General features: G+C 61.8%; 14 protein-coding genes. 7 read left to right on the top strand and 7 right to left on the bottom strand.

Annotation, left to right across the window (positions count from 1 at the left end; genetic code table 11):
• Positions 1 to 51: 51 nt before the first annotated feature.
• The 4 genes from ACUUL3_RS13595 to ACUUL3_RS13610 all read right to left on the bottom strand — a co-directional run bounded on the left by ACUUL3_RS13595 (position 52) and on the right by ACUUL3_RS13610 (position 5292).
• Positions 52 to 1314 carry a competence/damage-inducible protein A gene (locus ACUUL3_RS13595; RefSeq protein WP_448552192.1) on the bottom strand — a complete coding sequence of 421 codons (1263 nt, stop codon included), beginning with the start codon at positions 1312 to 1314 and terminating at the stop codon, positions 52 to 54.
• A gap of 22 nt (positions 1315 to 1336) precedes the next feature.
• A complete protein-coding gene (gene mtaB / locus ACUUL3_RS13600; protein WP_448552194.1) occupies positions 1337 to 2662 on the bottom strand; it encodes a tRNA (N(6)-L-threonylcarbamoyladenosine(37)-C(2))-methylthiotransferase MtaB in 1326 nt (441 codons plus the stop codon).
• A 144-nt stretch (positions 2663 to 2806) separates the two neighbouring features.
• A complete protein-coding gene (mnmA, locus tag ACUUL3_RS13605; RefSeq protein ID WP_448552196.1) occupies positions 2807 to 3892 on the bottom strand; it encodes a tRNA 2-thiouridine(34) synthase MnmA in 1086 nt (361 codons plus the stop codon).
• Between the two features lie 8 nt (positions 3893 to 3900).
• Positions 3901 to 5292 (bottom strand): protein kinase domain-containing protein, encoded by a 1392-nt coding sequence (locus ACUUL3_RS13610; protein ID WP_448552198.1) that lies wholly within the window; start codon positions 5290 to 5292, stop codon positions 3901 to 3903.
• Positions 5293 to 5454: 162 nt separating this feature from the next.
• Here ACUUL3_RS13610 and zwf point away from each other — a divergent pair, with 162 nt between their 5' ends.
• The 7 genes from zwf (at position 5455) to ACUUL3_RS13645 (ending at position 12587) form a co-directional block, all read left to right on the top strand.
• Positions 5455 to 6906, top strand: coding sequence for a glucose-6-phosphate dehydrogenase (zwf, locus tag ACUUL3_RS13615; protein WP_448556492.1), 1452 nt, complete (start codon positions 5455 to 5457; stop codon positions 6904 to 6906).
• Between the two features lie 15 nt (positions 6907 to 6921).
• Entirely contained in the window at positions 6922 to 8784 is a 1863-nt protein-coding gene (gene edd, locus ACUUL3_RS13620; RefSeq protein ID WP_448552200.1) for a phosphogluconate dehydratase, read from the top strand.
• 28 nt (positions 8785 to 8812) lie between these two features.
• The gene (locus ACUUL3_RS13625) at positions 8813 to 9484 is read left to right on the top strand and encodes a bifunctional 4-hydroxy-2-oxoglutarate aldolase/2-dehydro-3-deoxy-phosphogluconate aldolase (RefSeq protein WP_448552202.1); all 672 of its coding nucleotides are present in this window, start codon (positions 8813 to 8815) and stop codon (positions 9482 to 9484) included.
• 102 nt (positions 9485 to 9586) lie between these two features.
• On the top strand, positions 9587 to 10816 hold the full coding sequence (locus ACUUL3_RS13630; protein ID WP_448552204.1) for a peptidase U32 family protein: 1230 nt from the start codon (positions 9587 to 9589) through the stop codon (positions 10814 to 10816).
• Between the two features lie 101 nt (positions 10817 to 10917).
• Complete coding sequence (locus ACUUL3_RS13635; RefSeq protein ID WP_448552206.1) at positions 10918 to 11421, top strand: hypothetical protein; 504 nt, start codon at positions 10918 to 10920, stop codon at positions 11419 to 11421.
• Between the two features lie 85 nt (positions 11422 to 11506).
• Entirely contained in the window at positions 11507 to 12214 is a 708-nt protein-coding gene (locus tag ACUUL3_RS13640; RefSeq protein WP_448552208.1) for an SDR family NAD(P)-dependent oxidoreductase, read from the top strand.
• 10 nt (positions 12215 to 12224) lie between these two features.
• Positions 12225 to 12587, top strand: a complete 363-nt coding sequence (locus ACUUL3_RS13645; protein WP_448552210.1) for a hypothetical protein — start codon at positions 12225 to 12227, stop codon at positions 12585 to 12587.
• Positions 12588 to 12661: 74 nt separating this feature from the next.
• Here the strand turns inward: ACUUL3_RS13645 and yajC are convergent, their stop codons facing one another.
• From yajC to rph, 3 genes are all read right to left on the bottom strand, one after another.
• Positions 12662 to 13021 (bottom strand): preprotein translocase subunit YajC, encoded by a 360-nt coding sequence (gene yajC, locus ACUUL3_RS13650; protein WP_448552212.1) that lies wholly within the window; start codon positions 13019 to 13021, stop codon positions 12662 to 12664.
• A 100-nt stretch (positions 13022 to 13121) separates the two neighbouring features.
• Positions 13122 to 14240 carry a tRNA guanosine(34) transglycosylase Tgt gene (gene tgt / locus ACUUL3_RS13655; protein ID WP_448552214.1) on the bottom strand — a complete coding sequence of 373 codons (1119 nt, stop codon included), beginning with the start codon at positions 14238 to 14240 and terminating at the stop codon, positions 13122 to 13124.
• Positions 14237 to 14941: a ribonuclease PH gene (gene rph, locus ACUUL3_RS13660; protein WP_448552216.1), complete on the bottom strand. Its 705-nt coding sequence runs from the start codon at positions 14939 to 14941 to the stop codon at positions 14237 to 14239. Before rph ends, tgt begins: the two co-directional genes overlap by 4 nt.
• Between the last annotated feature and the right edge of the window lie 27 nt (positions 14942 to 14968).

Here is a 14968-nt window from a genome sequence, read left to right on the forward strand (position 1 = left end):
GCGGCAACTGCCTGCCTCCCCGAAAAAATTATCGGTTGCGTTCAGCGCGTTTTACACTGTCCGCGATTCATTATCAAGGCCTAGGAGACGGCGGCGCAAAAGATCAAGGGCGGTCTGGCAGGACTGGGCCTGGATCTGCCAGCGGTCCCCGGAAAAATTGGCGCGGATGGCCGTGGTTCGTTCCGGAGTGGCCAGGCCGAAATAGACGGTTCCCACCGGCTTTTCCTCGCTGCCGCCGGCTGGGCCGGCAATGCCGGTGACGGCAAGAGCATAATCGGCGGCCGTAACCCGGCGGACGCCCTCCGCCATGGCCGTTGCCGTTTCCGGACTCACGGCGCCATGGCGCATCAGGATTTCCCGATTGACTCCCAAAAACCGTTCTTTCAGGGCATCGCTGTAGGCGATTGCCCCGCCGAGAAAATAGGCCGAGCTACCGGCCACCCTGGTGATGGTGTGGCCGATGAGGCCGCCGGTGCAGGATTCCGCCACGGCCAGGGTCTGACCCCGCTCGGAAAGCAGCGTGCCGACCACCCCTTCCAGGGTGTCGCCATCGTAGCCGTAAACATTGCTGCCGAGAATCGCGGCGATCTGGGCGGCAAATTTCGCAAAAACCGCTTCCGCCTCCTGTGCCCGGTTTCCGGTCACGGTAAGGCTCACATGCACCTCGGGAAAAACAGGATAATAACCGATGCGCACCCGCGGGTCGCGGCCCTCCAGGTGGGCGAGCCGGCGGTTGATTTCGGATTCGGCCATCCCGACCACCCTGTACACCTTCTGCCGCACCTGCCGGGCCTCCTCGCCCTCCCAGACCGCGAGGCGGGTGATCACCGTCTCAAGGAGCAGGCTTTTCATTTCATGGGGCACACCGGGCAGAAAAAAAATGGGCTTGCCGTCATGGACCAGAAAATACCCGGCGGTCCTGGCTTCGGTATGCAGGGCATGGGCTCCGGCCGGCAGCCAGGCCAGCTTTTCCAGGGAAAGCCGCTGATTGCCGACGGCCTGTTTCCCGTGGACCTGAATCTTTTTCATGATCTCGGGATAAAAGGTGGCGGGCCGGTCCAGCGCGGTGGCGACAGCCTCATTGGTCAGATCGTCGGAGGTCGGTCCCAGACCGCCGGTGACAATGACGAATTCCGCCCGCGCCAAGGCGCGCTGCAGTGTGTTGCCGATGACCTCGAGATCGTCGCCGATGGTGCTCATGGCGAGAATCTCGTGGCCGGCGGCAAAAAGGTGGCTGGCGGCAAAGTAACTGGTGGTATTCAGGATGCTGCCGGAGATGAGTTCATCGCCGATCGCTATGATTTCGCCAAGCATGGTGGGTACGACAACTCTCGGGTTATTTTTCGACAATCCTGCCCAGAACCCCGCCGGCAGTGAGTTCAAGCAGGCGAACCGTGACCAGCTGATTCACCAGATTTCCGCTCCCTTCGCAAAAAACCGGTATATAATTGCCGGTAAATCCGCGCAATCGGTTGCCGTGTTTGCGGCCCTCGACAAGAATCTGCCGCTCCGAGCCGAGATGCCGGCGGTAAAACGCTGTTCGTTTTTTATGATCCAATTCCCTGAGAAGTGCAACTCTTTCTTCCTTTTCCGGCCCTGCCACCTGCCCGGCCATGGTTGCCGCCGGCGTCCCCGGACGTTTTGAATAGGGGAAAACATGCAGATAGGCAACGGGCAGGGAATCGATCAGATGGTAAGTGTTCCGGAACGCCGCCTCATCCTCGCCGGGAAAGCCCACCAGCACATCGACGCCGATGGCGACCCCGGGCAGGTGGGCGATGCTGTTTTTCACCACGGCGGCAAAAGTGGCCGCGGAGTAACGCCGGTTCATCTTCTTCAGGATTGCATCATCGCCGCTCTGCAGGGGAATGTGCAGGTAAGGCATGATCGCCTCGGAGGAAGCCATCAGGGCGAGAAGCTCCTCTCCGATCTCGGTGGGTTCGAGCGAGCTGAGCCGGTAACGGCCCGGAAACTTCCTGGCCAGAAGCAGGCTCAGCAGCTCCCGCAGATTGGTCTTCGGGGTGAGATCGTGGCCATAGTGGCCGAGATGGATGCCGGTGAGCACCTGCTCCTTGTAATCCTGGGCCGCGAAAATGGCGGCCTGGGCCAGCACCTTTTCGGGCTCCAGGCTGCGGCTGCGCCCCCTGCTGTAAGGGACGATGCAGTAAGAGCAGAAGCTGTTGCAGCCATCCTGCACCTTGAGGCAGGCCCGGGTCCGATCACCGAAACTGGTGACGGTAAGCGGACAGATCTCCCGCTTGCTGCCGATTTCCCCCATGTGCATCTCAAGGTCGCAATGCTGGTCGGAAAGGGCGATATCCACCAGCCTGTGCTTGTAGCCGTTGCCCACGATGCAGATGGGGCTGTCGGCGATCTCCAGGATATCCTGGGCCGCTATCTGCGCATAACAGCCGGTCACCACCAAGCGCGCTTCGGGGTTTACGCGCAGGGCGCGCCGGATCACCTGCCGGGACTGAGCTCCGGCCCTGGCGGTTACCGCGCAGGTATTGATGATGTAAATGTCCGCCTCATGGGCAAAGGGGACCAGCTCCACCTCGCGCCCGGACAGAGCGGAAAGAAAGGCGGCGGATTCAAACTGATTGACCTTGCAGCCGAGGGTGGTCAAGGCCACCCTGGTTTTTCTCTTTTTTTTCCCTGCCATCACTGCGTTGCCACCCCTCTGACATTCCCTCTTCAGCCCGGCGTTGCCGGCGGCCAGGCCAGCCTGACGGCAACCGCGATACGATCGGGGTTGCCCTGTTGCATTCCATAGCGGGTTCGCCGCCTCTTTGCAAGATCCATTTCCTCAGGCAGGGGCAACAATCTCCCCTGCGCCGACCACTTCGTCCCCTTGGTAAAAAACCGCGAACTGACCCGGGGTAATGGCCCGTTGCGGCTCGGTAAAAAGCACTTGCACCCCGCCGCCGATTCGCCGGGAAACCTCGGCCAGTGCCCCCTGATGCCGATAGCGGATCTTCACCGCATAGGTCTTAGGCAGTTGCGGCGGAGAACCGGCCAGCCAGGAAACTTCCCGCAGGAAGAGCCGGTCGGCCCAGAGATCGGCATCCTTGCCGACAATCACCCGGTTTCGGGCATGGTCAAGAGCGATGACATAATAGGGGGTTTGGTCGGGAATCCCCAGACCCCGCCGCTGGCCGACGGTGTAATATTGAATCCCCCGATGCCGGCCAAGCACCCGGCCCGCGACCGAGACGATCTCGCCCGGCCTTGACGGCGACGAAAGAAAACCGGCCAGAAAATCGCCCACTGGAATATCCTTTAAAAAGCAGACGTCCTGGCTCTCTTCCCCGGGCTGGAAAACAAAGCCGTGCTGGGCCGCCAGATTATACACCTCCGTCTTCTCATGGCCGCCCAGCGGGAAGATGAGCTGGCCCAGCTGCTCCTGACTCAGGCAGGCAAGGAAATAGGATTGATCCTTTTTGGCATCCACCCCTTTCTTGAGGTGAAACCCGGTGGCCGGCCGACCGCAGATGCGGGCGTAATGGCCGGTGGCAAGGAGATCCGCGCCCAGGCCGAGACGTGCATGGGCAAGAAGCCTGCCGAACTTGACGGTCCGATTGCAGACCACGCACGGATTCGGGGTTTTGCCGGCAAAATAGCTGTCGGCAAAGTATGCGAGCACCTCCCGGCGAAAGGTCTCGGCCAGGTCGAGCACGGCAAGGGGAATGCCGAGAAAATCAGCCACCGCCCGCACCCGGGCAATCTGGGCGACAAGGTCCGGCTGGGAGAGCGCCATGAAAACCCCCTGCACCTCGGCACCCTGCTCCATGAGCAGCGCGGCCGTCAGCGAGGAGTCAACCCCGCCGCTCATGGCAACGGCGATCTTCCTGCCGGCCAAATCTTCCCTTGGCAGACACTCCTCTGTCGGCATGGGCGCTCTCACCGGTCCGTGGCCTTGGGCCGGGTGCCGATGATCTTGTTGGTAACCGGCGCCGGCTTCGGCTCCTCGACGGGCTCGGCAGTGGTTCTCGGCTTGGTGGTGAGGCGCACCCGCACACCTTCCTGTGGCTTGCCCGGCAGCGGGGCCGTCACGGTTTTGCTTTTCCCGGGCGTCGCTACCCTGGGCTTGCTGGCGGGAGACTCCGTTACGGTTTTTTCCGGGACCACGGGCGCAGTGGCCGCGCTTTCACCGCTCTCCTCCTTGACCACAGGCTTTGCGGGCGCGGCCGGCACCTGCGGAGCAGCCATCTGCGGCATCACTTCCTGCCGGGATGAAGGAGCTCTCAACAACAGCCAGACAAGGCCCAGGCCAAGTATGATGATAACCGCGACCAGGGGAAGAAGCAGCCTCTTTCCCTGCAATATGTCCCCAGAAAAGGCAAATCCCCTCCCCTCTGAAGGTCTCCCCCCTTCCCGCACGGTCTCATCGCCGACAACCACGGCAGGCTCCCGTACGGTTGCCTCCCCGCCTCCGCTTGCGGCAGGGGCAGGGGCTGCCGCCATATCCCCGCCCTTGGCAGCCGCCTTCAGGGCGGCAAAAAACTCCTCTGCGCTCTGGAAGCGATCTTCCGGCTTTTTCGCCAGGGCCTTCAGCACGCAACGGTCCAGGGGGATGGGCAGCTTCAGGTTGAGCCTGGAGGGCTCAAGGGGATCAACGTTGATCACCCGGTGCATGATGGTGGTCATGCTCTCGCCGGGAAAGGGCTTTTCGCCGGTGAGAAGCTGATAGAAGATGACTCCCGCGGAAAAGAGATCCGAACGCTTGTCCACCGTATCGCCCATGCACTGCTCCGGCGACATGCAGGAGGGAGTGCCGAGCACCTCGCCGAACTGGGTGAGGTTGGAGTTTTCCAGATGGGCGATGCCGAAATCCGTAACCTTGATCCGGCCGGTGGGCAGGACAATGATGTTGGCGGGCTTGATATCGCGGTGTACCACTCCCTGCCGGTGGGAGTAGCCCAAGGCGTCGAGGAGCTGCGCCATGGTTTGCAGGGCGGCCCGCACCGTGAACCGCTCGCCGGCGGCGAAAATTTCCTTCAGGGTCCGCCCTTCCACATACTCCATGGCAATAAACGCCGTGCCTTCGTCTTCCCCGTATTCAAAAACAGTGACAATATTGGCATGGTTCAGGCGCCCGGCGGCCTGCGCCTCCCTCTTGAAACGGGCCAGCAGGGCCTGGGCCGTCTCCGGATCAAGGCGGTCCTTGCGGATCGTCTTCAAGGCCACGATGCGCTCGATGTGCGGGTCAAAACCCTTGTAGACCACGCCCATGGCTCCGCGGCCCAGAACCTCGTGGATCATATACTTGCCGAGCTTCTGCGGATCAGTCATGCCAGGCTCCCCCTCCCGGAAAACCGTTTGATAATTCTGCCGGGAAAATACTATCATGAATACGTGCGGCGGGCAATGCGGGACCTTGCCGAAAACCGCCGATTCTTCGGAGGCCGGAAGGCCATTCGCGAAAACGGAGTGACCCCCTTGGAAAAGAAAAAAATGCTTCCCTGTGACTTTGTCATGTTCGGCGCCCATGGCGATCTCGCCCACCGCAAACTGATCCCCTCCCTCTACCAGCTCGACAAGGCCGGGCTGCTCGACCCGGCCATGCAGATCATCGGCGTGGCCCGCCGGGAGATGGACCAGGCGGCCTATCTCGCCACGGCCAGGGAAAATCTGACCACCTTCATGAAGGAACCGATTGCCGAAGAGATCTGGCAGGGCTTCGCCAGCCGGCTGCGTTATATCAAAATAGACCTGACCAGCCACGAGCAGTACCGCAGCCTCTCCTCCCTGGTGGACCCGCGGCAGCGGGTGCTGGTCAACTACTTTGCCGCGCCGCCTTCGGTGTACGGCGACATCTGCGCAGGCCTGGCCCGCGCCGGGCTGGTCACGGAAAAGACCAGGGTGGTGCTGGAAAAGCCCATCGGCAGCGATCTCGCCTCCTCCCGCGCCATCAACGATGCGGTGGCCAGACATTTCGACGAAGAACAGATCTTCAGGATCGATCATTATCTCGGCAAGGAGACGGTCCTGAACCTCCTGGCCCTGCGTTTTGCCAACTCCATCTTCACCACCAACTGGGATCACAACACCATCGACCATGTGCAGATCACCGTGGCTGAAGAGGTGGGTATCGAGGGCCGCTGGGGCTACTTCGACAAGTCTGGCCAGCTGCGCGACATGGTCCAGAACCATCTCCTGCAGATCCTCAGCCTGGTGGCCATGGAGCCGCCGGTTACCCTGGGCAGCGAAAACATCCGCAACGAAAAGCTCAAGGTCCTGAAAGCCCTGCGCCCCATCACCCGGGACAACGTGGAGGAAAAAACGGTGCGCGGCCAGTATACGGCCGGCTTTCTCGCCGGCCAGCAGGTGCCTGGCTACCATGAAGAGGAGGGCGGCGATCCGGAAAGCAGCACGGAAACCTTTGTCGCCCTCAGGGTGGACATCGACAACTGGCGCTGGGCCGAGGTTCCCTTCTATCTGCGCACCGGCAAGCGCATGGCCAGAAAGCTCACCGAGGTGGTGATCTACTTCAAGCGGCTGCCCCACAACATCTTCCACGAAAGCTACAAAAAACTGCCGCGCAACAAGCTGATCATAAGGCTGCAGCCTGACGAGGGCGTGGAAATCGAGATGCTGAACAAGGTGCCTGGCCTGGCCAAGGGCATCAAGCTGCAGCGCACCATGCTCGACTTGAGTTTCTCGGAGGCCTTCAAGGCCGAGCACATCGCCGACGCCTACGAGCGGTTGCTTCTTGAGGCCCTCTACGGCAACCAGTCCCTCTTCATCCGCCGGGACGAAGTGGAACAGGCCTGGACCTGGATCGACTCCATCCAGGACGCCTGGCGAGCCGGCAATGAGCCGCCCAAGCCCTACGCGGCGGGCTCCTGGGGACCGGTTGCCGCGGTCTCCCTCATGGCCAGGGATGGCCGGGAATGGGATGAATAGGGAGAACCGACAACGATGAATCGCACAGTGCACGAAGTGACGGCGCGCATCATCAGCCGCAGCGCCAAACACCGCGACAGATACCTGGAAAACATGGAGGCCGCAAAGAGCAGCGGTCCCTTCCGGCACCGGCTTGCCTGCAGCAACCTGGCCCATGGCCTGGCGGTCTGTGCCGGCGCCGAATGCAGCGCCCTGCGCGCGCCGGACACCCCCAATATCGCCATCATCACCGCCTACAACGACATGCTTTCCGCCCATCACACCTACGAGCACTATCCGCGGCTCATCAAGGAGGCAGTGGCGGCGGCCGGCGGCAGCGCCCAGGTGGCGGCCGGGGTGCCGGCCATGTGCGACGGGATAACGCAGGGCGAGGCGGGCATGGACTTGAGCCTGATCAGCCGGGACGTCATCGCCATGGCCACGGTGATCGGCCTTTCCCACAACGTCTTTGACGGCGCCCTGCTTCTGGGCATCTGCGACAAGATCCTGCCGGGAATGCTGATGGGCGCTTTGCAGTTCGGCCACCTGCCCGTCCTCTTCATTCCGGGCGGCCCCATGCGCACCGGCCTCGGCAACAGGGAAAAAGCCAAAGCGCGGGAACTCTTCGCCCAGGGCATGCTCAGCCGCGAGGAGCTGCTGGCGGTGGAATGCAAGGCCTACAGCGGCGACGGCACCTGCACCTTTTACGGCACCGCCAACAGCAATCAGCTCATCGCCGAGCTGTTGGGTCTGCACCTGCCAGGCGCCTCCTTCATCAACCCCGATGATCCCCTGCGCCGGGAATTGACCGTGGCCGCGGCAACCCGCGTCACCAAGCTCAGCCATCTCGGCGCGGATTATACCCCCATCGGCCAGGTGGTCAGCGAAAAGGCAGTGGTCAACGCCATGGTCGGCCTGCTCGCCACCGGCGGTTCCACCAACCAGACCCTGCATCTGGTCGCCATCGCCCGGGCCGCAGGCATCCGCATCAACTGGGACGACTTTTCCAATCTTTCCGACGCGGTGCCGCTCCTGGTGCGCGTCTACCCGAACGGCCCCGGCGACATCAACGATTTCCAGCAGGCTGGCGGCATGGCGGTACTGATCCGCGAGCTGCTGGCCGCAGGCCTTGTCCACGAAGAGGTGCAAACCGTGGCCGGCCCGGGCCTTGCCCGCTACACCACGGCCCCGCAACTGCGCAACGGGGTCCTGCGCTGGGAGGACGGCCCGGCCCGCTCCCTGGCCCCGGAAGTGATCGCCTCCCAGGCTGCGCCCTTTGCCGAAACCGGCGGCCTCAAGGTCTTAAGCGGCAACCTCGGCCGCGCGGTCATCAAGGTTTCCGCCCTGCCCGCGGGCGCGAAAACCCGCATCACCGCCCCGGCCCTGGTCTTTCACACCCAGGCCGAGCTGGAAGGGGCCTTTCGTGAAAACCGGCTCGACCGCGATTTCATCGCGGTAATCCGCTTCCAGGGTCCGCAGGCCAACGGCATGCCCGAGCTGCACAAACTGGTGACCCCCCTCACTGTTCTCATGGAACGAGGCTTTACGGTGGGCATGGTCACGGATGGCCGTCTTTCCGGGGCCTCCGGCCGGGTGCCCGCCGCGATCCATGTCACGCCCGAGGCGCTTTGCGGCGGCCTGCTCGCCAAGGTGCGGGATGGGGATCTGATTCGCATCGATGCGGCAGAGGGCAGCCTTGAGTTGCTGGCGAGCAAGGAGGAGCTCAAGGAACGGGAGTATGCGGAGGCAACCCATCTGAAAGAGCAGCGCTACGGGGTGGGCCGGCAGGTCTTCGCTCCCCTGCGCCGGGATCTGCTGGGGGCCGAAGAGGGAGCAAGTTCGCTTTTCACCTATGTTTACGAAAAATGCAATGTCAACATTCCCCGGGACGACGACTGATCCCGCTTTTTTTGCCAAGGACCTGCCAATGACGCATCGCACATGGAAAACAGCGCCGGCCGAGATCTTTCACCTTGGGCCGGTCATCCCGGTCATGGTCATCGAAAAGGAAACAGAGGCGGTGCCCCTGGCCCGGGCCCTGGTGGCCGGCGGCATCCGGGTGCTTGAGATCACCCTGCGCACCGAAGCGGCTCTCGCCGCCATCCGGGCGATCAGCCGCGAAGTGAAAGACGCCCTGGTCGGCGCCGGCACCGTCACCGATCCCGCGGAGCTTGCCGCGGTCAGCAATGCCGGCGCCCGCTTTGCCATCAGCCCGGGGCTGACCCCGGCGCTGCTTGAGGCGGCCAACCGCGGCCCCATCCCGCTGATCCCCGGCATCGCCACGGTTTCCGAGCTGATGACGGGCTTAGGCTACGGCTACACGCATTTCAAGTTCTTCCCGGCCGAGGCGGCGGGCGGCATCAAGATGCTCAAGGCCATTGCCGGCCCTTTTCCCAAGGTGGTCTTCTGCCCCACCGGCGGCATCTCGCCGAAAAATTACCGCGACTACCTGGCGCTCGGCAATGTCGCCTGCATCGGCGGCTCCTGGCTGGCGCCGGCCGAGACGATGGCGCAAGGCGACTGGCAGCGGATCACCGCCCTGGCGAAAGCCGCGGTTGACCGCGCCTGCAAAGCGGAACCGGCTTCAGTGCCGCGTTAATTTTCCCGGGGAGCGTTGGCGGCCCGTTCCTTTTTGCGAAACCGGCGGTTTCGTGTATAGTGCCCTTTCCTTGCCCTGTACAATCTCATCAATGGACCGACCATGAAACTACCAGAGCTGTTGGCGCCGGCCGGCAATTTCGAAAAAATGCGGGCCGCCATCCACTACGGCGCGGATGCCGTTTATCTCGGCGGCAGGAAATTCAGCCTCCGCGCGCACGCCACCAATTTCGGCGAGGAGGAAATCGCCGTGGCCAGCGCCTATGCCCATGCGCACGGGGTCAAGGTCTATGTCACCCTGAACATCTTTGCCCACAACGACGATCTGGCCGAGCTGCCCGCCTATCTGCAAAGCCTTAAGACGGCAAAGGTCGACGGCCTGATCATTTCCGACCCCGGCATCCTGGCCGTGGCCCGGCAGGAAGTCCCCGGGCTTGCCATCCATCTGAGCACCCAGGCCAATGTCACCAACCGGGAAAGCGTCCGCTTCTGGGAAAGCCAGGGCGTAACCCGCCTCAACCTGGCCAGGGAACTTTCCCTCGCCGAAATTTCGGAAATCCGGCAGGCGGCCGCGGCGGAGCTGGAAGTCTTTGTGCACGGGGCGCTCTGCATCTCCTACTCGGGCCGCTGCCTGCTCAGCCTCTACCTCACCGGCCGTGACGCCAACCAGGGCGACTGCGCCCATCCCTGCCGGTACAGTTACCGGCTGGAGGAGGAAAAAAGACCGGGCCAATTTTTCCCGGTGGAGGAAGATGGCCGCGGCACCTACATATTCAACGCCAAGGATCTCTGCCTGTTGAACCGCCTGCCGGAGCTGATCCGGGCCGGGGCCGACAGCCTGAAAATCGAAGGCCGGATGAAAAGCGTCTACTATGTGGGGGCCGTTGTCCGCCTCTACCGGGCAGCCCTCGATTACTGGGGCCGTCACGGCCTGCCCGCGGGCTCAGGGTCTCTGCCGCCGGAATTCGGGGAGGAGCTGCGAAAAATCGGCTCCCGCGGCCATACGGAAAATTTTTTCCGCGAGCCGCCCAAGGCTGCGGAAATGCTCTATGCCGGCCCGAAACTGATCTACGATTACGCGCCGGTGGGCATTGTTCGCGAAAAGGGTGCGCAGCCGCTGCTCGAATGCCGCAACCGCTTCAGGGTGGGGGACTTGCTGGAATACCTGGGACGCGGCCTAACCAACAGCAGCCACCGCGTCGTCGCCATCATCGGCGAAGATGGTGTTTCCCTTGAAAAGGCAAATCCCAACAGCCTGCTCTTTCTCGTCCTTGAGCCGCCGCCGGCCGGCTGTGAAATCAACGGCCTTTTTCGGAAAAAAATAGACTCCTGAGTCAGGAATAATTACTATGGCTTAATCCATGCCTTCGCAGCCCGTTGAAAAACGGACGGGAACTGATTGACTTTTTTCTGAAACGCAGGGGCTTTCCCTCCATGCAGCACATCATCGGCATTGCAATGATCCTGGCCGGCGCGCTGATAATGCTCTTCAGCATTTTCGAAACCAGGAATCTGCTGGTCCTTACCCCCTTTCTCCCGAGACAGGGCAAGGAAGGAATCCTTCGTTCCCTGCGGCTGCACCGCTGCCTGATGATCTTTTTCCTCCTGGCCTATCTTGCCGTGGCCACCGCCTTTTTCTATAACATCAACCAGTTTGGCGAACTCTTTGTCGGCATCGTCTTTCTTTTCGGGGCAATCTTCGTCCTGACCGGCATCCGCATTCAGATCAGGATGCTGCTCGAAACAAAAAACAGCCTGCACGGCCTGCTGCCCATCTGCTCCTCCTGCAAAAAAATCAGGAATCCCGATGCCGATCCCCATGACCCCGCCTCCTGGACCAGCGTGGAAAAATTCATTTCCGCAAAAACCTCTGCCGACTTTACCCACAGCGTCTGCCCGGACTGCCTGAAAAAGCTCTATCCGGAATTGTACAAATAAAAACCCATAAACCTCCGCGCCGTTGCCTCGCACCCTTCTTCCGCGCCGGGCAAGACGCGCATTTCACCCGGGAAGGAGAAATAAAGTGACAAAAAAGACCGTCCTGCTCACCGGAGGCAATAAAGGCATCGGCCTGGCCCTGGCCAGAAAATTCGTCAAGGCCGGCGGCTGCCGGCTTGTGGTCGTGGCCAGAAATTTCAAGAACTTCACCCTGGGCATGATCCAGGATGTGGAAAGCATCGCCTTTGATCTCACCGAGATTGCCGCGATCCCGGCACTGATCGACCGCATCGGGACGGTGGATATCCTGATCAACAATGCCGGGGTCATGCACGCCCTGCCCTACAACGATTATCCGGAGGAAAAACGGGAGCAGATCATGCGGCTCAACCTGGAAGCGCCGCTGGCCCTGATTCGGGAGGTGGCGCCGGGCATGATCGCCCGGGGCCATGGACGCATCGTCAACAACGCCTCCATCGCCGGACAGATCGGCCACCCCGATGTCTGGTACGGCATCAGCAAGGCAGGACTCATCAACCTGACCAAGAGCTTTGCCAAGATCCTCGGCCCCCATGGGATCATGGTCAACGCCGTGGCTGCGGGGCCTGTGGAAACGGAAATGCTCGCCGTCATTCCCGAGGCGCGGAAAAAGGCGATTCTGGAGGCGGTCCACACCGGCCGCTTCGCCAAGCCGGAGGAGATCGCCGAGGCCATGTTCTGGCTGGCCACGGATTGTCCGGAATACATCAACGGGACCTGTATCGACATCAACAACGGCGCCTTTCCCCGCTAGGAGAAAAATCATGCCCGTTTTCCTGCGCCTCCTGCCGATCATCATCAGCATGCTGCTGCTTTCGGCCCACTTTCATCGGGCCGGCCACCCCATCCTCGCCGCCGGCGCCATCCTCGCTCTTTTTCTGCTCCTCCTCCGCCGGCCGAGAACGGTCTGGCTTCTCCAGTGTCTTCTGGTCGCGGGTGCAGCCGAATGGCTGCGCACCGCGGCCCAGTTCATCAGCGACCGGCAAACCCATGGCCTGCCGTGGCTGCGCCTGGCCATCATCCTCGGCCTGGTGGCCCTCTTCACCCTGGCCGCGGGCCTGGTCTTCCGCACGGAAGCCCTTGGCGAGCATTACCGGATCGGCCGCCGGGAACGGAAGCGAAAATAAAAAAAGCCTGCCCGGGGCACCCCGGGGCAGGCTTATCACTTCAGCCGTACGCACGATACGGCATTTTCTCAACCTCAGCTCTTGCCGCCAATGGAGCAGGCGGCGCCGCCTTTGTCTCCGCCCTCGGCAGCCGCGGCCGAACCCAGGATATACTGGCGGGAAACCTTGATTTTCACATTGTCGGCAATCTCCAGGGTGGCAACCCTGTCGGTGAGGCCGGTGACCTTGCCATGGATGCCGCCGCTGGTCACAACCTCGTCACCCTTTTTCAGGTTGGCGATAAAGTCCTGATGCTCCTTGGCCTTTTTCTGTTGGGGCCGGATGAGGAGAAAATAGAAAACGACAAAAATCAGAATAAGCGGCAAAAAGCCCATCAGGCCACCCTGGCCCGCTGCTCCTGCCGCGCCGTCTGCTGCAAAGGCTACATCAACCATACGTTCCTCCAGTTTTTTTCAGATGAGCACTCACTGCCCTGTGCACCGGAAAAATCGCGAAAACACCTTCGCTCCGCGCTTCTCCCGGCGGATAACCATGCTACGTTTCGTCGTTACGCTTGGCATAAAACTCTTTACGGAACCGGCCGAATCTCTCTTCTTCGATGGCCTGGCGCATCTGCGCCATGAGATCCACATAGTAATGCAGGTTGTGGATGGTGTTCAGGTGGGAGGAAAGAATCTCCCGCGCCATGAAGAGGTGCCTGAGATATGCCCGGGAATAGTGTCGGCAGGTATAACAGGTACACGCCTCATCAATGGGCCGCTGATCTTCCTGGTAACGTGCGTTTTTTATAACAAGCCTGCCGCTTGATGTAAAGAGCATTCCGTTTCTCGCGTTGCGGGTGGGCATGACGCAATCGAACATGTCGATGCCGCGGGCAACCGCTTCCACCAGATTCTCCGGGGTGCCCACCCCCATGAGGTAGCGGGGATAATCAGCCGGCATGATGGCGGCCGTCTGCTCGGCGATATCCATCATCAGCTCGGCAGGCTCGCCAACGCTCAACCCGCCCAGGGCATAACCGTCAAAGCCGATCTCCACCAGCTCCGCAACCGCCTTTGCCCGCAGGGCCGGATACATGCCGCCCTGGATGATGCCGAAGAGGAGCTGCCCCTTTGCCTGCTGGGCTGCCCGCGACCGCCTGGCCCAGCGGCCGGTGAGGGCCGTCGCCTCGGCCGCCTCTTTTTCCGTGGCCGGGTATGGAATGCAGGTGTCCAGACACATCATGATGTCGGAGCCGAGGGCCTCCTGAACAGCCACCGCCTCTTCCGGGCTTAAAAAGAGGTTGCTGCCGTCCAGATGCGATCTGAAACGGGCCCCCTCCTCGGTGATCCTGGTGAGTTCCTTGAGGCTGAAGATCTGAAAGCCTCCGCTGTCGGTGAGAATGGGCCCCTGCCAGTTCATGAAGTTATGCAGCCCGCCGAAACGGCGGATCAATTCATGACCGGGCCGGATATATAGATGGTAGGTGTTGCCGAGGATGATCTGCGCGCCAAGCTCCTTGAGATTTTCCGGGGTTACCCCCTTGACCGTGGCCTGGGTGCCCACCGGCATGAAGACGGGCGTCTGCACGATGCCGTGCAGGGTGCGGAATTCGCCGCGGCGGGCAGCGCAGTCGCTTGCCTTTTTATGCAGGGTATAGGGGGATGTGTTCACGATTGTTTCCAGAGGCTGAAAAGTTCATCAATTCCTTTTTGCGCCAGGGCCGCCATTGCCGAGAACTGCTCGGGACCGAAGGGGTTGCCCTCGGCCGTGCACTGGGCCTCGACCCAGCGACCGTCCCCGGTCATGACGAAATTGGCATCCACTTCGGCCCGGGAGTCTTCCGCGTAGTCAAGATCAAGCAGAACCACGCCATCGACAATGCCGACGCTCACCGCCGCCACCGGCAGAATTGCCGGCACCGCGGCCAGGATACCTTCGCGGTGCAAACGCAGGACCGCATCCCGCAAGGCAAGGGCCGCGCCGGTGATGGCGGCGGTGCGGGTGCCGCCGTCGGCCTTGAGCACGTCGCAGTCCACCCGCAGGGTTACTTCGCCAAGCGTGCCAAGATCCAGCATGGTCCGGAGAGAACGCCCGATCAGGCGCTGGATTTCATAGGTACGGCCGGATCTGCCTTTCGCCGCTTCCCGCGGCATGCGGTTGTTGGTCGAACAAGGCAGCATGCCGTATTCCGCGGTGATCCACCCCTGGCCGCTCCCCTTTAAAAAGGGCGGCGGCGTATTTTCAAAGGTCACCGCACAGGACACCTGGGTGCCGCCCATGGTGATGAGCACCGAGGCATAGGCATGGGGCTGAAACCCCTTTTCCATGCTTACCTGCCGCAACCCGTCCCAAGCCCGTTGTCCGTTTCGCATGCAACATCCTTATTTCCGCACTGGGGC

It is taken from the genome of Thiovibrio sp. JS02 (assembly GCF_053485635.1).